At 66.5% G+C, this 24,764-nt stretch carries 15 protein-coding genes; 8 read left to right on the forward strand and 7 right to left on the reverse strand.

The window, feature by feature from the left end:
* Nucleotides 1–79: 79 nt before the first annotated feature.
* Both cysK and ACTJKY_RS09630 read right to left on the reverse strand, forming a co-directional pair.
* The gene (gene cysK, locus ACTJKY_RS09625) at nt 80–1,045 is read right to left on the reverse strand and encodes a cysteine synthase A (RefSeq protein WP_440845702.1); all 966 of its coding nucleotides are present in this window, start codon (nt 1,043–1,045) and stop codon (nt 80–82) included.
* A 60-nt stretch (nt 1,046–1,105) separates the two neighbouring features.
* A complete protein-coding gene (locus tag ACTJKY_RS09630) occupies nt 1,106–1,549 on the reverse strand; it encodes an RrF2 family transcriptional regulator (protein ID WP_440845704.1) in 444 nt (147 codons plus the stop codon).
* Between the two features lie 186 nt (nt 1,550–1,735).
* On the opposite strand from ACTJKY_RS09630, the gene ACTJKY_RS09635 reads away from it, so the two are divergent.
* A complete protein-coding gene (locus ACTJKY_RS09635; RefSeq protein ID WP_440845706.1) occupies nt 1,736–3,196 on the forward strand; it encodes an MFS transporter in 1,461 nt (486 codons plus the stop codon).
* Nucleotides 3,197–4,031: 835 nt separating this feature from the next.
* On the opposite strand, the gene ACTJKY_RS09640 is transcribed toward ACTJKY_RS09635, so the two are convergent.
* Nucleotides 4,032–5,183 carry a YdcF family protein gene (locus tag ACTJKY_RS09640; protein WP_440846324.1) on the reverse strand — a complete coding sequence of 384 codons (1,152 nt, stop codon included), beginning with the start codon at nt 5,181–5,183 and terminating at the stop codon, nt 4,032–4,034.
* Nucleotides 5,183–7,684 carry a TonB-dependent receptor gene (locus ACTJKY_RS09645; protein WP_440845708.1) on the reverse strand — a complete coding sequence of 834 codons (2,502 nt, stop codon included), beginning with the start codon at nt 7,682–7,684 and terminating at the stop codon, nt 5,183–5,185. Before ACTJKY_RS09645 ends, ACTJKY_RS09640 begins: the two co-directional genes overlap by 1 nt.
* A gap of 124 nt (nt 7,685–7,808) precedes the next feature.
* On the opposite strand from ACTJKY_RS09645, the gene ACTJKY_RS09650 reads away from it, so the two are divergent.
* Nucleotides 7,809–8,942, forward strand: coding sequence for an ROK family transcriptional regulator (locus tag ACTJKY_RS09650; RefSeq protein ID WP_440845710.1), 1,134 nt, complete (start codon nt 7,809–7,811; stop codon nt 8,940–8,942).
* A gap of 254 nt (nt 8,943–9,196) precedes the next feature.
* On the forward strand, nt 9,197–12,220 hold the full coding sequence (locus ACTJKY_RS09655; protein ID WP_440845711.1) for a TonB-dependent receptor domain-containing protein: 3,024 nt from the start codon (nt 9,197–9,199) through the stop codon (nt 12,218–12,220).
* Nucleotides 12,221–12,321: 101 nt separating this feature from the next.
* On the opposite strand, the gene ACTJKY_RS09660 is transcribed toward ACTJKY_RS09655, so the two are convergent.
* Complete coding sequence (locus ACTJKY_RS09660) at nt 12,322–13,431, reverse strand: LLM class flavin-dependent oxidoreductase (RefSeq protein WP_440845713.1); 1,110 nt, start codon at nt 13,429–13,431, stop codon at nt 12,322–12,324.
* Nucleotides 13,432–13,455: 24 nt separating this feature from the next.
* On the opposite strand from ACTJKY_RS09660, the gene ACTJKY_RS09665 reads away from it, so the two are divergent.
* Nucleotides 13,456–14,559 (forward strand): Gfo/Idh/MocA family protein, encoded by a 1,104-nt coding sequence (locus tag ACTJKY_RS09665; RefSeq protein ID WP_440845714.1) that lies wholly within the window; start codon nt 13,456–13,458, stop codon nt 14,557–14,559.
* On the opposite strand, the gene ACTJKY_RS09670 is transcribed toward ACTJKY_RS09665, so the two are convergent.
* Both ACTJKY_RS09670 and ACTJKY_RS09675 read right to left on the reverse strand, forming a co-directional pair.
* Nucleotides 14,541–15,767: an MFS transporter gene (locus ACTJKY_RS09670; RefSeq protein ID WP_440845715.1), complete on the reverse strand. Its 1,227-nt coding sequence runs from the start codon at nt 15,765–15,767 to the stop codon at nt 14,541–14,543. The genes ACTJKY_RS09665 and ACTJKY_RS09670 overlap by 19 nt on opposite strands.
* A complete protein-coding gene (locus ACTJKY_RS09675) occupies nt 15,748–17,988 on the reverse strand; it encodes a TonB-dependent receptor (protein WP_440845716.1) in 2,241 nt (746 codons plus the stop codon). The genes ACTJKY_RS09670 and ACTJKY_RS09675 overlap by 20 nt, the downstream gene beginning before the upstream one ends.
* Nucleotides 17,989–18,252: 264 nt before the next feature.
* Between ACTJKY_RS09675 and ACTJKY_RS09680 the strand changes: the two genes are divergently transcribed.
* The 4 genes from ACTJKY_RS09680 to ACTJKY_RS09695 all read left to right on the forward strand — a co-directional run bounded on the left by ACTJKY_RS09680 (nt 18,253) and on the right by ACTJKY_RS09695 (nt 24,753).
* Entirely contained in the window at nt 18,253–18,831 is a 579-nt protein-coding gene (locus tag ACTJKY_RS09680) for an RNA polymerase sigma factor (RefSeq protein WP_440845717.1), read from the forward strand.
* The gene (locus tag ACTJKY_RS09685; RefSeq protein WP_440845719.1) at nt 18,828–19,805 is read left to right on the forward strand and encodes a FecR family protein; all 978 of its coding nucleotides are present in this window, start codon (nt 18,828–18,830) and stop codon (nt 19,803–19,805) included. The genes ACTJKY_RS09680 and ACTJKY_RS09685 overlap by 4 nt, the downstream gene beginning before the upstream one ends.
* Nucleotides 19,806–19,929: 124 nt before the next feature.
* Nucleotides 19,930–23,109 carry a TonB-dependent receptor gene (locus ACTJKY_RS09690; RefSeq protein WP_440845720.1) on the forward strand — a complete coding sequence of 1,060 codons (3,180 nt, stop codon included), beginning with the start codon at nt 19,930–19,932 and terminating at the stop codon, nt 23,107–23,109.
* 108 nt (nt 23,110–23,217) lie between these two features.
* On the forward strand, nt 23,218–24,753 hold the full coding sequence (locus tag ACTJKY_RS09695) for a tryptophan halogenase family protein (protein WP_440845721.1): 1,536 nt from the start codon (nt 23,218–23,220) through the stop codon (nt 24,751–24,753).
* Nucleotides 24,754–24,764: the final 11 nt, after the last annotated feature.

A 24,764-nucleotide genomic window follows, 5' to 3' on the forward strand; every position in this document is an offset into this window, starting at 1 on the left:
GCCCCGGTAGGTCGATGGGATCATGGTGCCTCCCTCTTGGTGCTTCTTATGTCTACCTATCGGGTAGAGATTTAGAAGCCTAGTTTGGCTTGGCCGTCGCCAAGTGCAGCTTGTGCGCAGCAGCGGCCTCGCCGCCAGCAAGGAAGCCGGGGACCGAAAGATAGCGCTCGCCGGTGTCGTACGCGAAGCCAAGCACGCGCAGCCCGGCAAGTTCGGGCAGCTTCGCTGCGATCGCGGCGAGGGTGGCGCCGGAGCTCAACCCCACCAGCAGTCCCTCTTGTCGTGCGGCGGCCTGGGCGAACCGGCGAGCAGCTTCCGCCTCCACCTGCAGCACGCCGTCCAGCATGTCGGCATGGAGGTTGGCGGGGACGAACCCCGCGCCGATTCCCTGTATCGGGTGTGGCCCTGCGACACCCCCGGACAGCACCGGCGAGGCGGCAGGTTCCACGGCGAATACCAGCAGCCCCGGCCACTCCATCTTCAGCGTCTCGGCGAGCGCCGTGATATGACCGCCGGTGCCGACACCGGTGATGATCGCATCGATCGGTTCGCTGCGGAAATCGGCGAGGATCTCGATCGCGGTGGTGCGGGCATGGGCGTCGATATTGGCCGGGTTGTCGAACTGGCGAGGCATCCAGGCGCCCGGCGCGCGGGCGACGACCGCTTCCGCCCTTGCGATGGCGCCAGCCATGCCATGTTCGCGTGGGGTCAGTTCCACCTCGGCGCCATAAGCCTGCATCAACCGCAGCCGTTCGATCGACATGCTTTCGGGCATTACCAGGATCAGCCGATAGCCCTTCACCGCCGCAACCATCGCCAGGCCCACCCCGGTGTTGCCGCTGGTCGGCTCGACGATGGTGCCGCCCGGCGGCAGGGCACCGCTTCGCTCGGCGGCTTCGACCATCGCGAGTGCGATCCGGTCCTTCATCGACCCGCCGGGGTTGCCCCGCTCGGACTTGATCCAGACCTCGGCCTCGGGGAACAGCCGCGACATCCGAATGTGCGGCGTGTTGCCGATGGTGCCCAGGACGCTCGCTGCCCGCATGACGCTCTACCCCATTATTGTCGGAGCAGCGTAATTCCTATCGAACAAGTGGGCAATAAATCACACCTTGTCCGCGGCCAACTCCAGATTGCCGAGGGGGAGGGGGTCCGCCAGCGTGACCTCATCCAGGATTTTAGCGGTTGTATCGCGCACGCGCAGCATCAGGCGCCGCAGGCGGCACTCGGCTTCCGGAAGGCAATTTTCGCAATGCTCATGCGGATCGCGGCTCGCGCAGGGCACCAGTGCGATCGATCCGCGCATCAGCCGGATCACGTCTCCGATCCGGACCTCGGCGGGCGCAGGCACCAGCACATAGCCGCCCTCGCGCCCTCGCTGCGCGCGGACCAGCCCCTCGCGGCCGAGTTCCGAGAGGATGACGGTGAGGAACTTGGCCGGGATATTCTGCGCCGATACGATCTCAGCCAGGGGCACGACGCCTTGCCCGTGCCGATCGGCGAGGTGTTGCAACGCGCGGATCGCGTAGCGGCTCTTCTGCGAAAGCATGACGTCGCTATGCGCGGCCAGCTACCCGTTTTCAACGCAAACCGCGCCCACGTCCCGCGACGTGCGCATCCACCAGCATGCTGGCCGGCCTGTCGGCTGATTCGTCAAACTGACATCATCGGATCGTAGGCGCGTGCTGCCCGCTATCCTGGGCGGGCGCAGCGAAAGACGGTCCCGATCCGCACGATGAACGCAGAGAGCCGTATGCTCGCCTATGCCGCCGGCAATTTCGGCAAGGCGCTGGTGTTCGGCGGCGCCGACCTGACGATCCTGTTCCTCCTGACCGACGTGCTGGGGCTCGACGCCGTGCATGCGGCGGGGCTGATGTTGTTCGCGCTGCTCGGCGACCTGGTGTTCGACCTGATCGCGGCGCGACTGGTGCTCCGCTGGCGCGCTGCGGGGCGCGGCTATCGCTGGGCGGTCGCCATCGCCGCCATCCCGTGCGGTGCCGCTTTCGCGCTGATCTATGCGATGCCGGCGCTGGGGCTGCATCGGGGCTGGATGCTGGCAGCGGCGATCCTGGTGTTCCGCGGCGCCTATGCGGTGGTCGACGTGCCGCACAACGCCCTGATGGCGCAGGTAAGCCGCGACAGCCGTGCGCGGGGGCGCGTTTCGGGGTATCGGCTGCTCTTCAGCACCGCCAGCGCGCTGACGATCGCGGTGGTGCTGACCCCGCTGGTGCAGCAGGCCGGCCATGCGCGGGCGTTCGGCGCGCTGGCGCTTACCGGCGTGGGGGCGGGGCTCGCCTTTGCGCTGACCATGCTGCTCTGCGTCTGGGCGTGCGGCGGCCAGCGCGGCGCTGCCACGGCGCTTCGCGGCGACCGCATCGCCGTGCCGATGCGCGATCCGATGGTGCTGGGCATGGGCGCGCTGGCGCTGATCACCGGCTTCGCCATGCCCTGTTTCGGCCGGATGCTGATGTATCTGGGGACCTATGTGATCGGGCGGCCGGGGGCGGTGACGCTGCTGCTCGGCGCGATGACGGTCGGGCAGTTCGGCGGCGTGCTCGCCTGGACCGCGCTCACCTACCGCTTCGGCAAAAGCCAATTGCTGGCCGCAGGACACGGCGTGAGCGCCGCCGGCCTGCTGGTCTTCGCGTTCTGCACCGCCTGGCCTGTGGGACAGATGGCCGGCGCCGCGCTGATCGGCTTCGGCTTTGCGAGCGTGTTCATGCTGCCTTGGGGGCTGCTCGCCGACGCGGTCGATGTCGTCGAGTGGCGGCACCGGCGGCGCTATGAGACCGGGCTGTTCGCCTTCTACCTGGTGCTGGTGAAGGCGAGCGGCGCCGCCTCGACGGCGATGATCGGCTGGGTGCTGGGCGCGCTCGGCTATATCCCCGGCGCGGTCCAGCCGATGGGCGTCCGCCTCGGCATGCTCGGCTTGGGGCTCGGCGTACCGCTGGCGGGGGCGCTGCTGGCGATGCTGCTGCTGCTGCGCCGCTTCACGCTCGGCCATGCCCAGCACGCGCGACTGCTGCGCGCGCTGGCGCGGCGTCAGGCGGGCGCAGAGCCGGTCTCCGGATCGAACTTCGGATTGGAGAAGTCGAGCGGCAACGGCATTACCTTGGCCGGCGGTCGCGCGCTCTCGGCCCAAGCACGGCAGAGCATGTCGCGCAGCATCGCCGCTCCCGCGGCGGTCCGTTCGTAGACCAGCGCACGCACGTCCTGGTCGGCAGCGTTGGAGAAGCCGTCGCGCTTCTCGAGCTGGTAGACGCGCTCCATCCGGTCGCCCGACTGATCGAGGAAGCCGAGCACCGCAGCGAACATGTCACCTTGCTGGTGCGCGGGTGCGGCGATCCGCGACGCGATGTCGGCCGGGGTCAGCCCGATCGCATCGACGAAGCGGCTCTCGAACCGGCCATGGATACTGCGGTCGCGGGTATAGTTGTTGGGATTGGGCCCGAGCCAGCCGTCCGAGTTGACGGAATCGTGCAGCGGCTGGGCGCCGTCGCCGATATAATGGCCGAGGCGGATCACGTCGAAGGCGCAGTGCTGCTCGGGCACCGCGGTGTCGCCGCCGCTTGCCTGCGCCGCGCGGATGCCGCGCATGCAGACGATCACCCGCTCATAGGCCTCCATCGCCGCATAGGGCAGCGTACCGGTCCAACGGACATTGGTGCGCGCGGCGGTGGCCGGATCGCTGTCCTTGATCGTCTCGTAATGCTTGTAGAGCGCGATCACGAATGCGTAGCGCGAGCGCGGGATCGGCTTCAGGAAGGCGAACTGCTCGCGGAACCAGCCATGGTTGGGATCCTCCTCGATCTTCGAGAAGCCTTCCGAGTCACCGCGCCAGCTGTCGGGCAGCGTCGCCGAGGTCGCGATATAATCGGCATAGCGCCGCAGGAAGGTGGGGCCGCCTTCCGGGATCGCCTGGATCGCCGCGCGGTCGATCACCGCATGCGCGGTATGCCCCCAGGCATGGGCGACGGCGGGGGCGAGCAGCAGGGTGGCGGCCAGGGCGAAGCGGCGCATGGCGGTTCCTTTCAGGGGTCGAGTGGGTCGCGCGGATCGACTCGCTCGGACAAGCGCGACGGGCGGAACACGAGTTCGGTGGGCGAAACGCGGCGGACGACCGTGCCGGGCTGGTAGCCGAGCTCTGCAGCGTTGCGCTCGGTGAACTTCGCGCTTTCGATATAGCCGCTCTGCAGCGGGTTGCAGACGATCACCGTCTCCATCTGCATCGGCGCGCCCATGGCGGCGAGCAGCCGGCTGGCGTTGCGCAGGTTGGTAGTGGTGTGGCGGGCATAGGGCTCGCTGACGATCGCGTCGGCGGGGATGCCGTAGCGCTCGATCAGCGCCTTGCGCATCTCGTCCGCCTCGGTGAACGGCGTCGCGCGCGGATGCGCCCGGCCGCCGGTAACGAGGATGAAGGCGATATCGCCGCGTGCGAACCGCTGCGCGGCGAGGCGGAGATGGTATTTGCCGAAGGGGCTGAGCGGCTCGCCCTCGATCTCGGGCCCGACGCCGGTGACGATCATCGCGCTGTAGCGATAGCGCTTCCAGTCGAGCGTCTTGGCGCGGGCCATCGGCGCGGCATTGGCGCCGCTGGTCAGCGGCTCGTGGCCGATCGCATCGGTACGGTCGCTCGCATCGAGCAGCGCGAGGGCATAGTCGATGCTCGGATCGAGACGCTGCGCCGATCGGTCGCGCGGCGTCTCGGCAAGCCAGTCGGCCGCCTGGAGCCGGGCAGCGAGATCCTTGGGTGCGACCGGGCCGGGACCGTCGATCGGGGTCGCCGGCGTGGCGCCGAGCGCGTAAACGCGCACGATTCCGTTGATGCCGGCGATCTCGCGGTCGACTTGCGCAGCGCGCCCATCCTCCGCAGCGGGGAGACGGTCCTCGGTCGCCACCGCACTGCGGAGCGCGGCCGCTTCGGGCTCGCTCCAAAGCAGTGCCTGCGCCCGGCAGGCGAGATCCTGCCCGCAGGCGGTGCGTCGCGCGCGACGCGCGCGCAGCACGCTCTCCATCCCCGGTGCATGGGCGATCCGGTCGAGCACCGCCGGGTCGTGCCCGGCGGCGTCGAGCGTGGGAAATAGCCGCGCCGACAGTGCCGCGATTACCGCATCGTCCGCCGCCCATGCCGGGGCAGCGAACGCGGTCACCGCCAGCGCCGCGGTGGAGAGCAATGCCCGCATCACCAGCTGCGGCTTACGATGAAGCGGAAGTTGCGGCCGAACAGCGGGCGGCCATAAATCGCCTCGGACGTACCCTGGCCGGCAAACTGGTCGGTGCGGGTATTGCCCTCGGTCAGGCCATGCGCGTTGAACAGATTGTCGCCGACCACCTGGAAGTGCCACGCGCCCCAATCGAGCGACGCACCGCCGCCGATCGTCTGGTAGCCCGGCATCGCGGTGCGGTTGAACAGGTCGACATAGCGCTTGCCCACCCATTCATAGCGACCGAAGATCGAGACCTTCTGCTCGCCCAGCGCGAAGTCGAAGCTCGGGCGCAGATTGCCGAAGAATTTGGCCTCACGAATGATCTGGTTGCCGTTCACCGCGCTGGGGTCCGCGCCCGAGGTATTCTGCAGATTGGCATATTCGGGATTCTGCCAGGTCACCGAGCCGTCGAGCGCAAACCAGCGGATCGGCGACACGCGGCCATCGACCTCGACGCCCTTGACCGAGGCCTCGCCGATGAACGGCAGCGTCTGGTCGTTGCGGCCGGTCAGCGGGTTGAACGCCGCGAACGAGGCGTTGAACGGGTTGAACTTGGTGTAGAAGCCGGTGGCGTAGAGATAGTTCGGCCCGAAGCTCGCCTTGAGGCCGACCTCGTACTGGCGCGCCTTGGTCTTGATGATGGTGGCGTTGATGCCGGTCACCACGCCCAGCTGCGGGGGCACTTCGAGGTTCGAGATGCGGCCATAGGCGCCGAAATGACCGTTGAGGTCGTAATTGACGCCGACGGTCCAGTTGGTCGCCTTGGGGCTTAGGCGCTGGTCGAGCACCTGGCCGGTGAAGGCGCGGGTGGTGTCGTCGGCCAGCGTGGTGCCGTCGCCGAGATTCACCTGCGTCGTGGGCAGCGCGATGCCCTTGTAATCATACATCTCGGTGCGGATGCCGCCATCGACGCGAAGGCCGCGGGTGATCTCCCAGGTGTCGTTGGCGTAGAAGGCGATCATCTGCGCGTCGCCCTCGCCCTGGTTGAGCGTGGTGGTGTAGCGCAGCACACCGTTCTGGGTGACCGAGCCGAGCACCTGGCCGGTCGCCGAATAGGCGAGCAAGTCGAGCGTGCGCGGCTGGCTGCGCAGCTCGATCAGCATGTCCTGATAGGCCTGGAGCAGCGTGTTGCCGTAGAAGGCGCTGTACAGGCCGACGCGGACGTCGTGGCTGCCGAAGCCGGTCTCGAACTTGCGGGTGACGCTGAGGTCGCCCTGGACCGAGTAGAAGTCCGATTCCGAGGCGCGATACTGGCCGGACAGGATCAGGCCCGAGGCGGTCGACGGATCATAGACGGACGCGCCATTGGTACCTGCGAACGCATAGCCGAGCCGCGCGACATTGGGGCCGAAGGCCGTGCGCGCGGCGGTAAGATAGCCCGCGGCGAAGGTCGTCGCATCGGCCGGGTTGGTGGTCGAGTAGAAGGCGTCGAAGCTCGACTTGCCCTTGGTTCCGCCGATCTTGGCCGAGACCTGCCAGCCGTTGAAGTCCGCGTCATAGTCGATCGCGGCGTTGAAGAAGCGCATGTGGCGGCCGTTGGACAGGTCGCGATTCATGCTCTGCAGCGCGCCCGAACCGTCGCGATACTTGATGTTGACGTTGCGCAGCGACGGCGAGTTCAGCGTGCCCTCGAAGTAATCAATGTACTTGTTGAGCGAGACCGAGGGGTTGCGCGGATCGTTGGTCGGGATCGGCAGATAGAAGACGTTGTGATCGTTGACATATTCGGCCGAGATCTTGAGCGTGCCGTTGCTCAGCTGGCGCTTGATGTTGGCGCGGATCTGGCCGCCCTTGTCGCTGGGGAAGCCGCCATAGCGATAGCCGTCATGCTGGCGGATAAAGCCGCCGATTGCATAATAGGTGTTGTCGCTGAGCGGCCCCGACTGCATCGCGTCGAGCCGGTAGAGCCCGGTATCGCCCAGCGTCAGCTGTGCCTTGCCGCGCGCCACCGGGCCGCCCGAGACGGTGATGTTGTTGGCGATCGCCGCCGCGCTGCTCGCATAGATCGGCGCCGGGCCGCCGCGCACGATCTCGACCCGCTCGGTCATCAGGTCGTAGCGGTTCATGCCCTCGCCGGAGTTGAAGAAGGGGCCGTCGATCTCGTGGTAGAGCGGCAGGCCGTCCTGCTGGAAGATCAGATAGCCGCGATCGGTCGGGATGCCGCGGATGCGGGTGATGTTCTGCACCTCGCCGCCGGTCGCCTCGACCTGGATGCCGGGCACGGTGCCGAGCAGATCGGCGAAGCTCTTCGGCGCGATCTTCTGGACGTCGGCCTGGCTCAGCGAATTGATCGCATAGGACACGTCGAAGCGGCGCTGGGCACGCGCCGAGCCGGTGACGATGATGTCGCCGCCGGTATCCTCGGCGGCCTGTGCCGGATCGGCCGCGGGCGTGTCGCTGGTCTGCGCGAAGGCGGGCGTGGCGGCGAGGCTGAGCGCGAGCAAGGCGCAGCCGGCGGCGAAATGGTGCTTCTTCATCGGATCGTTCCCCCGAGTTATTATGAACTTGGATGCGCCGATGGGCGGGGCCGATGACAGATTTATTTATTCCTGGGAAAATAAATCGCCCGCCGGATAACGCGCGGGGTAGAGGCTACCGACCATGAGACACCCGCCGCTTTCGCTGCTCGACGAAGAAAAGCGCCTGCTCTGGCAGCTGCGCACCCAGGGCCCCCAGTCGCGATCGGCACTGGCCGAGACGTTGCAGATCAGCAACGCGGCGATCTCCAAGCTGAGCAGGACGCTGATCAGCCAGGCCCTGGTGGAGGAGATGCCCGCCGCGCCGCTGGCGGGGCGTGGCCGCCCGACGGTGCCGCTGCGGATATCGCCGGCGGGGGGATATGCGGTGGGCGTGGCGATCTATGCCGGGCTGCTCGAAATCGCGCTGGTCGATTATGCGGGGGGCGTCGTGTCGCTCACCTCGGAGAAGGTTGCACCCCAGGCCCCGGAGGCGTTTGCCCGGCATGTCGATCGGCGAATTCACGAACGCGCGATCGAACATCGCCTGCTTGGCAGCCGGCTCTACGGGGTCGGGTTCAGCGTACCCGGCCCGGCGCTGTCGCGGGACGGCAATCGCTGGCATGTGGTCCGCAATCTGCCGGGCTGGAAGGACGCGCCGCTGCGCACGATCTTCGAAGAGGCACTGCGGCTGCCGGTTTGGATCGAGAACGACGCGACCGCCGCGGCGCTTGCCGAATATTATCTCGGCGGGCTGATCCAGCGCTGCACCACGGCGGTGGTGCTCCTCCTCGGCCACGGCGTCGGTGCGGGAATTATCCATCGGGGCGCGCTGATGCGGGGCGAGGCGGGCGGTGCCGGCGAGATCGGCATGTTCTACCCGGGGGACAAGCCGCGGCCGACCACCTTGGACCTGATCGCCACGTTGCAGGCCGCAGGGTGCAAGGTGCAGTCGCTCGCCGATTTTGCCGAGGCCATTCCCGGATATGAATCGGTGATCGAGCAATGGCAGGCGCGTGCGGCGGACCAGTTGCTCCAGACGATTAACTCGGCGCTGGCCTGGTTCGATCCGGGCGCCATCCGGCTGATGAGCCCGTTGCCGGCAGAGATCATGAACGGCCTGACCGATCGCCTGAACCGGCTGGCAATCACCTGGGGCGATCATGTCGCGGATAGCGAGAAAGCGCGATTCGACATCGAAGTGTCGCCGCTGGGCGGCGCTGGATGCGCGCTGGGCGCGGCGCTTCTGCCGATCCACGCGTCGATTGCACGGCACTAACTACGGGCATCACCCGCAGTAGGGATTGCTGCCGCCCAGTGGATGCAGATGGTGCTGAAATGCAACCATCCCGAAACAGCATTTTCTGGACGCAATGTTACTGATATGAAAATCAATGAAAAATACTGTAACAAACCGTTTCTGAAAAGTCACATCCGCGAACTCAAATGTCACGTTAAGCGGATTTAACTGGACTGGGATGGGGTGGATTTTCGATTGTCCGGCGCTGTTAGAGTTCACGAAAGGCGTTCCGGATGTTTCTTAGCTCCCGCAAATTCCTAACGGCCAGTTCGGTTCTGGCGATGGCGCTGGTCGCCGCGACCGCGGCCAGCGCTCAGGAACGTCCCGCCGATGCGGCCGGGCAGCTGGACGCCCCTGGCGCCAAGGATAGCGGCGAGATCGTCGTCACCGGCACCCGCACGGGCAGCAAGGTCGCGGACCAGCCGGTCGTCGCGATCACCGGCGACAGCATCGTCAACCAGGGCTTCACCCAGATCGGCCAGGCGCTGACCAACCAGCCGCAGTTCGGCGTTCCCGCGAACAGCACCGTCGGCAGCCAGGGCAGCTACGGCGCAGGCCAGTCGTTCAGCAACCTCTACAATCTCGGTGCGCAGCGCACGCTGACGCTGGTCAATGGCAGCCGCTTCGTTTCCGCCGCAGCCTCGAGCGTGTTCGGCGCCTCGGTCGGCAGCCCGGTCGATCTGGGGCAGATCGCGCCGGCCCTGGTCGAGCGCATTGACGTGGTGTCGGTCGGCGGCGCGCCGATCTATGGCTCGGATGCGATTGCCGGCACCGTGAACATCATCCTCAAGAAGAACTTCCAGGGAATCGACGTTACCGCCAGCAACGGCATCTCTGAGAAAGGCGACGGCGCGAACAGCAACGTGTCGCTGCTGGCCGGCAAGAATTTCGGCGACGGGCGCGGCAACATCACGCTGAACGTCTTCTATGACCACCAGGACGGACTGACCACGGCTAGCCGTTATGTCACCAGCGCGAGCCACCCTTTCTTCGGTGCGACGACCAGCGATACGGGACCCGCGAACGTCGTGTATTTCGGGGGGCGCAGGTTCTCCGTCGTCAGCAATACCGGTATTCCGGCTGCGCTGGACAATATCCCCTTCAACGGCCTGTCGACCGGCGGTCGCACCTATCAGGCGATCACCAACGCTGCTGGCCAGGCGCTCTTCTTCAACAATGCGGGCCAACTGGTGCCGTTCCAGCATGGGACGGTGACCGGCAGCGTCTCCACCGAAGCTGGCGGCGATGGCTTTCAAACGGCCAACTATGGCAACCTGCTGACCGACACCAGCCGCGTGCAGGGTGTGCTGATGGGGCATTATGATTTCAGCGACCATCTGCGTTTCCACGCGGAGGCCTGGGCCAGCCGCAACATCGCGACCAACAAGGCGGACCAGACGCTGTATAACACGGCATTGTTCGGGCCGGCTGGAGATGCGGCGGGAAATTATATTCTTTCCTCGACGAATCCGTACCTGAGCGCTGCCGATCAGGCTACGATTCAAACGTCGCTGGCAGCGGCGGGCCAGCCGACGAACCAGTTCTATCTTGCGCGGGCGAACACCGATTTGTTTGCCGGTGCCTTCTCGACGCGTTCCTCGCTCGCCCGGGGCGTCGCCGGCCTTGACGGTGACTTCGAGATCGGTTCCCACCAGTTCACCTGGGAAGGCACGATCACGTACGGGCAGGTCAACAGCACCTCGAGCCAGGTCGGCCTCGTCTGGCAGAATATCCAGAATGCGCTCAATGCGGTGGTCGGTCCCAACGGGCAGATCACCTGCGCGCCGAACTATACCAATGCGCCGATCGCAACGCTGAGCAGCACCTGCGCGCCGCTCAACATCTTCGGCACCGGCAATGTGAGCCAGGCGGCGCTGAACTATATCAACGCGCCCGCGATCAGCCGACAGGTCAACAAGCAGTTCGACGCCGTCTTCGACATCAAGGGGTCGTTGGCCCATCTGCCGGCGGGCGATCTGCAGGCGGTGGTAGGCGGCGAAATTCGCCGCGAAAGCCAGTTCTTCGATCCGGGTGCCTTCTTCTCCGGCGCATACAGCCAATACGCGGTAGTCGCACCGGTCGGCGGATCCTATCATACCCATGAAGGCTTCACCGAATTGACGGTGCCGTTGTTGTCGCCCGACATGCACATTCCGCTGCTGCGCGAACTGACACTGCATGGTGCGGCGCGCTACACGGACAACTCGCTGAACGGAGGCTTCTGGTCCTACACGGGTGGCGGCAATTGGTCGCCGATCAACGGCCTGACGCTGCGTGGCAACTTCACCCGTTCCTTCCGCGCGCCCTCGGTCACCGAGGCCTTCGCGCCGATCGCAACGTCGTTCGAGAGCGGCAACGACCCCTGTGACGCCCGCTTCATCAACGGCGGAGCCAGCCCGGCGACCCGTGCGAAGAACTGTGCAGCGGCCGGCGTGCCCGGAGGCTTCTCGTCGCAAATCGTGGAATCGACCGTTCAGGGCCTGGGCGGCGGCAATCCGCAGCTGAACAACGAAACCGCCAACAGCTGGACGGTGGGCGGCAATTACGCGGTGCCGTTCCTGCGGGGGCTGGTGTTGACGGCAGACTATATCCATGTGGATATCAAGAACGAGATCGTCCAGCCGGGCATCGAGAGCATCATGCAGGCTTGCTATGATTCGCCCAGCTATCCGAGCTCGCCGTTCTGCTCGGCTTTCACCCGCGACCCGGTTTCGCACGAGATCACCAACTTCTCGGACACGTTCCTCAACATCGCGTCGCAGAACTATCGTGCGCTGCAGGCTTCGGTGGCCTACACCCTGCCGCTCAGCCGGCTCGGTCTCTCGGACTCGCTGGGTGTGCTGAACCTCAGCTCCAACTATCTGCACGAGTTTAAGAACCAGCAGGTGATCGGTACCGGCAGCGCGCAAATCTATAACGGCGCGATCGGTGAGCCGGCCAATGCGGTCACCTCGATGATCGACTGGCAGACCAAGCGCTTCGACTGGTCGTGGACGGTAATCTATGATGGCCCGACCAAGGTGAATCCCAACAATCCGGCGAGCAGCTACGAATATTACAACGTTTCGCCATACTGGATGGCCAACACCTCGATCGGCGTGATGGTCAACGACCATTTCAAGCTGCGCGGTATCGTGAACAATGTGTTCAACATGGGCGTGACCTATGCCGGCCCGGTGCCCGAGTTCAGCCCGAACAAGGAATTCGATGCGGTCTTCGGGCGCAGCTATCGCATCACTGCCGAGGTGAAGTTCTAACGCCTCTGCACATCGTGTGAAGACAAGGGAAAGCGCGCCGTCCTCGACATAGGACGGCGCGCTTTTCTTGTTTTTGCCATCCGCTTGCGGCGCGCAGCCTGTTAGCGCGAGAGGAGCGGGCCGTGTTCCAGCTGCGGCAACACGTGCCGGGCGAACAGGTCCGCCTCGGCGGCGTGGGGATAGCCGGAGAGGATGAACGCCTCGATCCCCAGCGCGCGATAGGCGTTGAGCTTGGCGAGCACCTGGTCCGGATCGCCGACGATCGCCGCGCCGCAGCCCGAGCGCGCGCGGCCGATGCCGGTCCATAGATTGTCCTCGACATAACCGTCCCCGGCAGAGGCTTCGCGCAGTTCGGCCTGGCGGCGGACGCCGGCCGACTGGGCGTCGAGCGAGCGGGCGCGGATCGCCTCGCCCTGCGCGGCGTCGAGGTGCGAGAGCAGCCGGTCGGCGGCGATGCGGGCTTCGGTCTCGGTTTCGCGCACCACGACATGGACGCGGTAGCCGAAACGCAGCGTCCGGCCGCGGCTGGCGGCGCGGGCGCGCAGGTCGTCGAGCGTGGCGGCAACGGCGTCCATCCGGTCCGGCCACATCAGATAGACGTCGGCGCCTTCCGCCGCCGCCTCGCGCGCATCCTCCGAGAGGCCGCCGAAATAGAGCTGCGGCGCGCGGCCAGAGACGGTGGTGATCCGCGGCGGCTCGACCTTGAGCTGCCAGAACTCGCCCTGGTGATCGAGCGCCTCGCCGTTCAGCAGCGTCTTCAGGATGTGCATGGCCTCGATCGTGCGGCGGTAGCGCGGGGCGGAGGCCAGCGTCTCGCCCGGCAGGTCCGAGGAGATGATGTTGACCGCGAGGCGGCCGCCGAGGATCCGGTCGATCGTCGCGATCTGGCGGGCGAGCTGGGGCGGCCAGCTCTCGCCGACGCGCGCCGCCATCAGCAGCCGAATGCGGCGGACCAGCGTGGCGATCGCTGCCGCAAAGGCGGTGGTGTCGATGCCCAGCGCATAGCCCGAGGGCAGCAGGATATTGTCGAACCCTGCGCTTTCCGCCGCCAGCACGATGTCGCGGCAATGCTCCCAGCTGGAGAGCAGGCGCGGGTCGGGCTGGCCGAGAAACTCATAGTCATCGTCGCACAGGGCGGAAAACCAGCTCACTTCGCAGGGGGGAAGTTGTTCTTGCTTGCCGGATGCGTCGGTCTGGGGATGGGTGGTCATCGTTCAAAGCCTCTGGAGAAGAGTATGGCGTCGCGAATTCGGTATGGTCTGGTCGGGTGCGGGATGATGGGCGTGGAGCATATCCACAATCTCGCGATCACGGACGGCGCTGAGCTGGTGGCGATCGCCGATCCGGTCGAGGCGTCGCTCGGCTGGGCACGCGATGCGCTGGGCGGCAAGGCGCAGGACGTGACGGCCTATCGCGATGCCGAGGCGCTGGCCAAGCATGACGGGCTCGACGCGGTGATCGTCGCCAGCCCGAACTTCACGCATCGCGGCACCGTCGAGCCGCTGTTCGATGCCGGGCTGCACATCCTGTGCGAAAAGCCGCTGGCGACGACGATCGCGGATGCCCGCTGGATCGCCAAGCGCGCCGCGCGCCACTCGGCGGTGTTCTGGACGGCGATGGAATATCGCTACATGCCCCCGGTCGCCGCGCTGATCGAGGGCGTGCATGGCGGCGAGATCGGCCGGCTGCGGATGCTGGCGATGCGCGAGCACCGCTTTCCCTTCCTGGTAAAGGTGGGTGACTGGAACCGCTTCGCCCGCAACACCGGCGGCACCATGGTGGAGAAATGCTGCCATTTCTTCGACCTGATGCGCTTCATTGTCCGGAGCGAGCCGGTGCGCGTCTATTGCTCGGGCGCGCAGGACGTGAACCATCTGGGCGAGCGCTATGACGGCGCCACCCCGGACATCGTCGACAACAGCTTCACCACCGTGGACTTTGCCGACGGCACCCGCGCGCTGCTCGACCTGTGCATGTTCGCCGAAGGGGCAGAGGAGCAGGAGGAGATCGTCGCGACCGGCGATATCGCCCGGCTCGACGTGAGCATCCCGGGCAGCGTGCTCACCCGCTCGCCGCGCACGGGCTTCGGCAACCCCAAGGCGCCCGAGAAGCGGACGATCGCCGTCGATCCGGCGGCGCTGGCGGCGGGGTCGCACCATGGCTCGACCTTCTATCAGCATCAGGCCTTTGCCCGCGCGGTGCGGGGGCAGGGGCCGGTGGAGGTGACCGCCGAGGACGGGCTGAAGGCCGTCGCCATCGGCATGGCGGCGGAGATCAGTCTGCGGGAACACCGGGTGGTCGACATGGCCGAACTGCTGGGTCAGCCCGCGTCCGCATAGGCGGTGCGCGGGAGGATCCAGCGCACCAGCAGCGCGCCTGCGAGATAGGAGAAGGCGGCGATCCAGAACATCGGCGCATAGCCATGGCCATTGTCGAGCGACCAGCCGGCCAGCTCGAGAATGGCCATGCCGGCCAGATTCCCGGCAAAGGCGCCGATGCCGATCACCGATCCGACGCGGTTGGCGGGGATGATGTCGGTCGCCAGCCCGAACACGTTGGTCGAGAAGCCCTGGTGCGCGAACAGCGCTAGGCCGAGGAGGAGCGCGGCGACCCATGGGTTGCTCGTCACCAGCACCAGCGGGATCGGCAGCACGAGCAGCGCATAGCCGAGCAGCGTGGCATGCCGCACCCGCTCCGGTGCCCAGCCGCGGGCGAGCAGCCAGCCCGGCACCCAACCGCCGCTGATCGCCCCCAAGGCAGCCAGCGTATAGGCCAGCGCCACGGGCAGGCCGAGCGCGCCCTGTTCCAGCCCGAACTGGCGGTGGAACAGATCGGGCGTCCAGAACAGCAGGAACCACCAGACCTGATCGCTCAGCACCTTGGCAACGGCGATGGCGAGCGTGCGGCGGTCGCGCAGCAAGTGGAGCCATGGCACCTCCGAGCGCGGGCCCCGCACGCTGGCCGCAGCGGGCACATAGCGCAGCCAGACGGCCACCCAGACGAGGCCGAGGCCACCGGCGACCAGGAAGCTGCCCTTCCAGCCGACCCACAGCGCCAGCGCCGGGATCAGCAGAGGCGTCAGGATTGCGCCGAAATTGGGCGCGGTGTTGCCGATGCCGAGCGCGCGGGAGCGCTCGGATGGCGGGAAGAAGGTCGCGGCGGACTTCACCGCCGCCGGCGTGCCAATCGACTCCGCCGCGCCCAGCACCGCGCGCGCCGCGACGAACTGGGTGACGGTGGTGGCGAAGGCATGCGCCATGCCCGCGAGGCTCCACACCGCCACACCCAGCGCGAAGCCGCGCCGCAGCCCCACCCGGTCGAGAAACCAGCCGGTGCCGAGGAACGCCAGCGCTGCCGCGAACTGGAAGGCCGAGGCCATGTGCGCATAGTCGCGATCGGACCAGTGGAACTCGCCCTGCAGCATCGGCTTGAGCAAGGCGAGGATCTGCCGGTCGACATAGTTCAGCATCACCGCGCCGAACACGAGCGCGAGGATCGCCCAGCGGCCCTGCGCGCCGGTCGCCGGATCAGTAGTGGATGCGTGCATTCAGGCCGACATAGCGATCATTGTCCCGCGGCACGTAACGGACCACGCCCGCGGTGGTGCCATAGACCAGATAGTTCGAATAGTGCTGGTCGAGGATGTTCTTGACCAGCGCGCGCAGCTCCCACCGCTCGCCGCCGATCAGCGCTATGCTGGCGTTCCAGAGGCCATAGGCAGGCTGGATCGTGTCCGGGTTCTGGGTGATCGCATACTGCGTCTTGCTTTTGTAGCTCGCGTCGGTCTGCAGCTCGATCGCCAGGCCGTCGGTGATCGGCAGCTTCCACGCGGCGCCCCCGCTCAGCTTCCAGTCGGGGGCGAAGGGGAGGGCGCCGCCGTCGATCGAGGTGCAGCTGGTCGCCGCCGGGCAGTTGAAGTGGCGGATGCGCGCATCGGTGCGCGCCACCGCGAAGTTGAGCGTCAGCCGGTCGGTCGGCCGCGCGTTCAGATCGGCCTCGACGCCCTTGGTCCGTACCCGGCCCGCGTTGATCAGCCGGGTGACGATCGCGCCGAGATAGGTGTCGGTGTAATTGGCCTGGAAGCCGTCGTAATCGGTGAGATAGGCAGCGATCCCGCCGCTCACCCGCCCGTCGAACAGGCTGCCCTTGAGGCCGACCTCGTAGCTGGTCGAGGTCTCGGGCGCGAGCGGCTGGGTGTCGAACGCCTGCATGTTGAAGAAGACGTTGTAGGCCGGGCCCTTGTAGCCGCGCGAGAAGGTGAAATAGGTGTTGGCGTTGGCCGCCAGCTTGTACTGCACGCCCAGGCGCGCGCTGTAATCCACCCGATCGGTCTTGCCGCTGCTGGCGAAGCTGGGGCGGATGCCGGCCACGCCCGTCGCGGTGTCGGAGACGCGCTGGTGATAATAGGTTAGCGCGTCGTGGATCAGCCGGCCGCCGGCGATGAAGGTCAGGGCGTCGGTGGCGTGGAGGTTCGCTTCGCCGAACAGCGCATGGTTCTGCGCACGGATGCCGTAGTTCGCGACGCCGTTGTTGGTCACCGGCGCGCCGCCAATGAGCTGCGTCACGTTGCGTTGGTAGCGCTCGTCGGTGTCGGCGGCGAGCAGATAGGCGCCGACGACATAATCGATCAGCCCGCCTTGCGGCGAGGCTAGCCGGATTTCCTGCGAGAATTGGTCGAAATCCACCCGGCCGTCGTCACGGCCCTGCGGGAAGCCGGGGGCGAGGATCGCGCGGGCGTCCCAATCGGGCGTCTGGTGGTTGCGCCATTCGCGATAGGCGGTGATCGAGGTCAACGTGTAGCCGCCGCCCAGCCGCCAATCGAGCGTGATCGAGCCGCCATAGTTGCGGTCGCGCACCTCGGCATCGAAATTGGTGTTGATCCGGGTGTTGTTCGCGCCCGGCGTGATGCCTTCCTGCGTCAGCAGTCCGACCAGCGTCGGGTTGGGCGTCGCGACGTTGGTCGGGAAGGCGACGCGGGAGGAACTGACGTAGACGCCCTGCGGCGTGTTGTCGCGATTGTAGAGATAGTCGCCGGCGAAGGTGATCGTCACATCGTCGTTGGGTCGGGCGACGATCTTGCCGCGCAGGCCCCAGCGATCATAGCCGTTCACCTTGTGGCCGGTGCCGGCGTTGAACACATTGCCCTTGTACGAGGCATAGAGCCCGCTCAGCGCATAGCCGATGCTGTCGGTGATCGGGCCGGAGACGCTGCCCTTGATCCGCCCTTCGCCGCCTTCGTAATAGCCGGCCTCCAGCGTCTCGGTCTGTACCTTGCTCGGCGCCTTGGTGACGAGGTTGATCACGCCGGCCGAGGCGTTCTTGCCGAACAGCGTACCCTGCGGCCCGCGCAGCACCTCGAGATGGTCGAGATCGAGCAGGTCGAGCGTCGCCTGGCCCGGGCGCACCAGCACCACTCCGTCAATCACGGTCGAGACCGAGCTCTCGACGCCCGGCGAGGTCGTGATCGTGCCGACGCCGCGGACGAACACGGTGCGATCCTTGTTCGACTGGCCGGTGCGGAAATCCACCGTGGGAATGACGGTCGACAGATCCTGCAGCGTGTTGAGGTTGCGCGAGGCGGCGATGTCGCCATTCACCACCGAGACGGCGATCGGCACATCCTGCAGATTTTCGTTGCGGAAGCGCGCGGTCACGACAATGTCGCCCGAATCCTTGGCCGGAGCCGTCGCCTCCTGCGCCTGGGCGAGCGCCGGCTGCGCAACGCCCGCCAGCAGACCTGCCATCATCCAACCGTGCACGCGCCCCATCCGATCCTCCCTATGTGTCGCACAGGCTGTTAATTCCCAGCGCGGAGATCGGAAAATAAGCTTTTGCTTGGGCGCGGCAAAGCAGGCCTTCGCCGGCGTGCGAAAACCTTTTCATACAACAGGTTGGCTGGCACCCTCAACGCCGCGCGCCGCCCGCCTCGCAAAAATCGCCGCGCCTGCGGGAAGGATTTTGCTATGCCCGGTCTCTCTAAGCGCAAACAGAATATCTGCGCGCGGCCATAGGAGGGACAGGCGACACGCGACGTGAAATCTGCGCTGGAGCGCCGCCGCGGCCTGGCGCTGTGGGTCGCGCGTGAGATCGTGCCGCACGAGGCCCGCATCCGCGCCTGGTTCACGCGCCGACGGCTTGCGCCGGAAGATGTGGATGAACTGATGCAGGAAGCCTATTGCCGGATCGCGACGCTGGACTCGGTCGACCATATCGATTGCGGCCACGCCTATTTCTTCTCGATCGCGCGCAACCTGCTGCTGCGCAAACTCAAGCGCCAACAGGTCGTCCCCCTCGACGCGATCAGCGAGATCGAGAGCTTTCGCGATACGCAGACGCCTTCGCCCGAAGAGCAGGTGGCGAACCGCCTGGCCTATGAGCGGGTGATGGCGCTGATCGCGGGCCTGCCCGAACGCTGCCGCCGCGTTGTCGAACTCCGCAAGATCGAAGGCTGGTCGCAAAAGGAAATCGCCGCGCACATGGGCATGACCGAGAAGGCCGTGGAGAAGCAGGTCTGGATCGGCGTTCGCGCCATTCGCGCGGGCTGGTCTGCCGGTGACCCCTCGGCCGAGATCGGCGCGCCCACGATCGGCCGCAAGGCAGGCATTCTGTGAGCGCGCCCAGCCGCCTGTCCGAGGACGAAGCCGCGGCCCTGTGGGTCGCCCGCATGGATGCCGACACCTGGGGCGAGGCAGACGAGGCAGCGTTGCAGCGCTGGCTGGCGGAGGACCCGCGTCGCCACGGCCTGCTGCTGCGCGCGCAGGCCTTGTGGCAGGTGCCGCATATCGAACCGCACGCCGCGGCCGTGGAAGACGAGGCCCCGGTGGATGCGGGCACGCGCGGCTGGCGGCGACGCGGGGTGCTGGGCGGGCTGCTGGCGGCTTCCGCGGCCGGGATCGTCGGCGCGCTGCTGCTCCCCGGGCGCGGCGTCGGCTATGTCACCAAGCTGGGCGAGATCCGGCGGGTGCCGCTGGTCGACGGATCGGTGATGACGATCAATTCGGGCACCGAACTGCAGGTGCGCATCGCCAAGCGCGCCCGCGAAGTCGAGCTGGCGCAGGGGGAAGCCTGGTTCGAGGTCGCCGAGGATGCCGCGCGGCCGTTCGTGGTCGCCGCGGGCAAGGTGCGGGCGAAGGCAATCGGCACCGCCTTTTCGGTGCGCAAGCGCGACAATGGCGTCGAGGTGCTGGTCACCGAAGGGGTGGTCGAAACCTGGTCCGATGGCGAGGAAGCGCAGCGGGTGCGGCTTTCCGCCGGGCAATGCGCGCTGATCAACGATCATGCCATCGTCCATTACGAAACCGACAAGCCCTCGGCGGTGGATCGCGCGCTCGCCTGGCGCAGCGGCATGATCGACCTCGACGGCACCACGCTCGCCGACGCCGCCGACGAGTTCAACCGCTATAACGACCGCCAGATCGTGATCGCCGATCCCGATGCGGCGGGCGAGCGCTTCGACGGGCTGTTCCGCATCAACGATCCCGAAGGCTTTGCCGAGGCGGTCCGCAACGCGCTCGACCTGAGCGTCAATACCAGCGATCCCCGTTTCATACGTATTCAACGTGCGGCCAAGCCGCAGACCCTATAATCGGCGGATCGAAAAAATCGGTGTCGTGAAAGAATTTGCGAGAAGGAAAATCCAAACCCGGGTCTCTAGGTGTGTACAGGTCGCAAAGGCCTGACAAAAAGTAGAATGAACAGGGAGGGGTTTCATGGCGAACGCCACGTTGCGTGGAGCGCTATTCGCGTCCACGAGCATCGTCTGCATGGTCGCGATGCCTGCGGCTGCACAAGCCGCCACACAAACCAAACGCTTTTCCATCGAGGCACAGCCGGCAGAGACGGCGATCGGGCTGTTCGGCCATCAGGCCGACGTGCAGATCATCGCGGCCCGCCGGCTGACGCAATCGGTCCGCACCAACGGCGTGCGCGGCGAGTACACCGTTGGTGACGCGCTCAATCGCCTGTTCGCCGGCACTGGCCTGGTCGCGCGCCAGACCGGTCCGCGCACCTATGCCGTGGTTCCGCGACCCACCTCGGACAAGTTCGTGCCCGCCACAAGCACGAAGCTCGCGCTGTCGGCGCCGGGCGGGGGGACGCAGGCGCAGTCCCCGACGCCTGCGTCCTCCCAGTCCGTCGCTGCCGCCGCGCCGCAAGTGGCGGGCGAGGATGATCCCGCCATCGTCGTGACCGGGCTGCGCGCCAGCCTCGACAATTCGCGCGGCATCAAGCGCGAGGCATCGGGCATCGTCGACGCGATCTCGACCAAGGACATCGGCAAGCTGCCAGACGCCAATCTGGCGGAATCGCTCCAGCGCATCACCGGCGTGTCGATCGACCGTTCGGGCGGCGAGGGTGCCTTCATCACCGTCCGCGGCTTCGGGCCCGAATTCAACACGGTGCTGGTCAATGGCCGCCAGGTGGCGACGCCGACCGACCCCAGCCAGGCCTCGGGCCGCGCCTTCGCGTTCGATACGCTGGCCTCGGAGCTGGTCTCGGGTGTCGAGGTCTACAAATCCTCGACCGCGCGCTACCAGTCGGGTGGTGTCGGCTCGACCGTCAACATCAAGACCGCGCGGCCGTTCGACTATAAGGGCCTGAAATTCGGCGCGACCGTCGACGTCAATTACGACGAGAACGCGAAGAAGAGCGCGCCGGACGCCTCCTTCCTGTTCGCCGACACCTTCGCCGACGGCAAGCTCGGCGTGCTGCTCTCGGGCAGCTATCAGCATCGCTTCACCCGGCTCAAGCAGGCGCAGACCGATGGCTGGCTGGTCAACCCGGCCATTCCCGCCAATCAGGTCAATGGCGGTGCGGGTACCGTCGGCGCGGGCAATCCGCAGGGCAACGTCTTCATCCCGCAGAATTTCGACAGCAAGGTCACCCGCGAGGACCGCGAGCGCATCGGCGGCACGCTGGTGCTGCAATATCGCCCGAGTGACGCCGTGACGGTGACCGCCGACGGCCTCTACACCAAGTTCACCAACACTACCGATGCCCGCTCCTACGGCCATTGGTTCACCGCTTCGAACCTGACCAACGTCAAGACCGACGCCAACGGCACGGCGATCGACATGACGCAGGCGAGCGGCATCGCCACCGATTTCCACGACAAGAAGTTCGACAAGCGCACCAATACGCGTGCCGTGGGGCTCAACGTCGAGTGGCAGATCTCGCCGATGATTACCGCCAGCTTCGACGGCACCTATTCGCTGGCCAAGGAAGATCCCAATGGCGGCAAGGAGGCCTATCTCGCGCTGCTCGGCTATCTGACCGGATCGTCCCGCTACCAGTCGGACGGGTCGCGCCTGCCCTGGCAGACCGAAACGCTGCCGACCTTTGCCGACCCCAACAATCGCTGCGGCAGCGCCGTCACCAATTCCGGCACGCCGGGCAGCACCACCGTGGTCGGGGCGGGCCAGCCGATGTGCCAGCACGTGATGCTGCTGCGCGGCTATGGCGTCCGCGACGAGGTGAAGCAGGGCCGTGCCGACTTCACCTACAAGGGCGACGGGCTGGAGGGGCTGGTGAAGGCCAGCAGCGGTTTCTACTGGTCCGAGGACAAGAAGGACACGTCGCTCTACTCGAACGACGGCGGCACCGGCTGCACGACCTGCGGCTATAACCTGCCGGTACCTCCCGGCGTGGCGATCAGCGTGTTCAATGCCGGCAGCGACTTTCTCTCGGGGGTGAGCGGCTCCAACCGCCTGCCGACCCAGTGGCAGACCTTCGACGGGCCGACGCTGTTCAATGCCATCACCGCGCAGCAGGGGCCGGGCTTCACCTTCGCGCCGCCGCTGGTCAACGACACCCTCGTCAAGGAGCGGGTGATCGGCGGTTATCTCGAAACCGAATGGCACGGCGCGGTTGCCGGTCGGCCGATCTCGATCGTGGCGGGCGTTCGGTTCGAGGATACGTCGACCAACGTCAACGGACTCGCCACCGCCTATACCGGGCTGGTCAAGCTGGCCAATGATCAGACGCAATATGGCTCGACCGCGTCGGGCACGACCCGCACGATCGGTACGACGCATTACATCGACGTCCTGCCCAACATCGCGCTGAAGTGGCAGGTCTCGGATGCGTTCACGGTGCGCTTCGCCGCATCCCAGACGATCACCCGGCCGACGCTGGAACAGCTTTCGCCGGTGACGACGCTCGTCACACTGCGGCCGGGCAATTTCGCCGCGAGCCGCGGCAACGCCGATCTCAAGCCGTTCAAGGCCAGCAACCTCGATGTGTCGTTCGAATATTATTACGGCCGGTCGAGCTATGTGTCGCTCGGCGGCTATCTGAAGAACGTCAACAACTTCATCGTGCTGAACCAGACCACGGGGCCGGTTGCCGGGGTGTCCGGCGCGCTGCTCGATCCGGCCACCGGCCTGCCGGCGCAGTTCACCATCACCGCGCCGGTCAACGGACAGGATGCGACGGTGACCGGTCTGGAGGCCGCGTGGCAGCATGCGTTCGGCGACACCGGCTTCGGCTTCCAGCTCAACGGCACGCTGGTCGGCTCCAACCGCCATCTCAATCCGCAGGATCTCAGCAACAAGTTCGCGCTGACCGGCCTGTCCAACTCGGCAAATGCGGTGGCCTTCTATGACGCGCACGGGATCGAGGCGCGCGTCGCCCTGAACTGGCGGGACCACTTCCTCCAGTATCTCGCCCCGCCGCCGCTCAACGGCGCCGGCCAGGCGGTCACCCAGGTGCGCGCCTATTCGCAGGTCGACGCAAGCCTGACCTATCACATCAGCCCGAACTTCGCGGTGTTCGCGGAAGGCGCCAATCTGACCAATTCGATTGCCTTCAAATATGCCTATTACGCCAACCAGTTCCTCAATGCCGAGGATAGCGGGCGGCGCTTCAAGCTGGGTGCCCGGGTCAATTTCTGATCGCGGCGGCAACGGATCGGCGGCCGGGCAGGATAGATCTGCCCGGCCTCTTTGTCGGCCCGGCAATCATGGTAGACCATCGCGCAGGAAGAGGGGTGTCAGGATCGGATGAGTCGGCACATTCAGTCGGTGTGCATCGTCGGGGGCGGTTCGGCCGGGTGGCTCACCGCGGCCCTGATCGCCGCGCGCCACGGACCCGATCTGCAGGTCACGCTGGTCGAAAGCGTGCGGCTGGGCATCATCGGGGTGGGCGAGGGTACTTGGCCGACGATGCGCAACACGCTGCGCAAGATCGGCATTTCCGAGACTGATTTCCTGCGCACCTGCAAGGCCTCGTTCAAGCAGGGCGCCAAGTTCGCCGGCTGGCGTACCGGCGCGGCCGATGATTTCTACTACCACCCGCTGGTCCTGCCCGAGGGGTTTCCGGCGGTAGACCTGGCGCCGTTCTGGAACGCGCAGGCGGACGCGGGCGGCGCGCCGTCCTTCTCCGACGCGGTGTGCTTCCAGGAATTTCTGTGCGAGCACCATCTCGCGCCGAAGCAGATCACCTCGCCCGAATATGGCGGCATCGCCAACTATGCCTATCATCTCGATGCGGTGCGGCTGGGCGAGATGCTGCGCGAGCATTGCGTCGGCAAGCTGGGCGTCCGCCATGTCGACGACGATATCGTCGAGGTGAAGCAGGCCGAGAATGGCGACGTCACCGCGGTCATCGGCCAGCGGCACGGAGGCATCGCCGCCGATCTGTTCGTCGACTGCAGCGGCTTTTCCTCGCTGCTGCTCGGCCAGACGCTGGGCGTGCCGTTCATCGATTGCAGCGACATACTGTTCATCGATCGCGCGCTGGCGGTGCAGGTGCCGTACGAGCGCGAGGACGCGCCGATCGTCTCGCACACCGTCTCCACCGCGCAGGACCATGGCTGGATCTGGGACATCGGCCTGCAGAACCGCCGCGGCGTCGGCTATGTTTATTCGAGCCGTCATGCCGGTGCCGATCGGGTGGAGGAAGCGCTCGCCGCCTATGTTGGCCCGGCCTTCGCCGACCTCACGCCGCGCGAGATCACGATCCGCTCGGGCCACCGCGCAACCTTCTGGAAGAACAACGTCGTCGCCGTCGGGCTGGCGGCGGGGTTCCTCGAGCCGCTGGAGGCCTCGGCGCTGGTGCTGATCGAGCTTTCGGCTGACTATATCGCCAGCGCCACGCCCGCCACGCGCAGTGCGATGGACATCGTCGCGCGCCGCTTCAACGACATGACCCGTTATCGCTGGGACCGGATCATCGAGTTCCTCAAGCTCCACTATATGTTGTCCGAGCGCGAGGACACCGCCTTCTGGCGCGACAACCGCGATCCGGCGACCATCCCGCAGCCGCTCCAAGACCTGCTCGAACTGTGGCGCCACACCCCGCCGGGCGAGCACGACTTCGCCAGCGCGCACGAGATGTTTCCGGCGGCGAGCTACCAATATGTGCTGTACGGCATGGGCTTCCGCACCGCGTCCCGGCCCGCTGCGCTTGCCAATCGCCACGCCGCGGAGGACGCGTTCGAGCGCGTCGCCGCGATGAAGCAGCGGCTTGCCCCCGCCATGCCGACCAACCGCGCGCTGCTCGACAAGCTGGCGCAGTATCGCTTCCAGCCCGTCTGACCCTGAAAGAG

The sequence above is a fragment of the Sphingomonas sp. 22176 genome, from assembly GCF_052045505.1.
GTDB lineage: Bacteria > Pseudomonadota > Alphaproteobacteria > Sphingomonadales > Sphingomonadaceae > Sphingomonas.

Coding starts and splice junctions, on each gene's coding strand:
- ACTJKY_RS09650 (WP_440845710.1), top strand. CDS start 7,809: ATGAGACACCCGCCGCTTTCGCTGCTCGACGAAGAAAAGCGCCTGCTC.
- ACTJKY_RS09655 (WP_440845711.1), top strand. CDS start 9,197: ATGTTTCTTAGCTCCCGCAAATTCCTAACGGCCAGTTCGGTTCTGGCG.
- cysK (WP_440845702.1), bottom strand. CDS start 1,045: ATGCGGGCAGCGAGCGTCCTGGGCACCATCGGCAACACGCCGCACATT.
- ACTJKY_RS09630 (WP_440845704.1), bottom strand. CDS start 1,549: ATGCTTTCGCAGAAGAGCCGCTACGCGATCCGCGCGTTGCAACACCTC.
- ACTJKY_RS09695 (WP_440845721.1), top strand. CDS start 23,218: ATGAGTCGGCACATTCAGTCGGTGTGCATCGTCGGGGGCGGTTCGGCC.
- ACTJKY_RS09675 (WP_440845716.1), bottom strand. CDS start 17,988: ATGGGGCGCGTGCACGGTTGGATGATGGCAGGTCTGCTGGCGGGCGTT.
- ACTJKY_RS09665 (WP_440845714.1), top strand. CDS start 13,456: ATGGCGTCGCGAATTCGGTATGGTCTGGTCGGGTGCGGGATGATGGGC.
- ACTJKY_RS09670 (WP_440845715.1), bottom strand. CDS start 15,767: ATGCACGCATCCACTACTGATCCGGCGACCGGCGCGCAGGGCCGCTGG.
- ACTJKY_RS09660 (WP_440845713.1), bottom strand. CDS start 13,431: ATGACCACCCATCCCCAGACCGACGCATCCGGCAAGCAAGAACAACTT.
- ACTJKY_RS09690 (WP_440845720.1), top strand. CDS start 19,930: ATGGCGAACGCCACGTTGCGTGGAGCGCTATTCGCGTCCACGAGCATC.
- ACTJKY_RS09645 (WP_440845708.1), bottom strand. CDS start 7,684: ATGAAGAAGCACCATTTCGCCGCCGGCTGCGCCTTGCTCGCGCTCAGC.
- ACTJKY_RS09640 (WP_440846324.1), bottom strand. CDS start 5,183: ATGCGGGCATTGCTCTCCACCGCGGCGCTGGCGGTGACCGCGTTCGCT.
- ACTJKY_RS09635 (WP_440845706.1), top strand. CDS start 1,736: ATGAACGCAGAGAGCCGTATGCTCGCCTATGCCGCCGGCAATTTCGGC.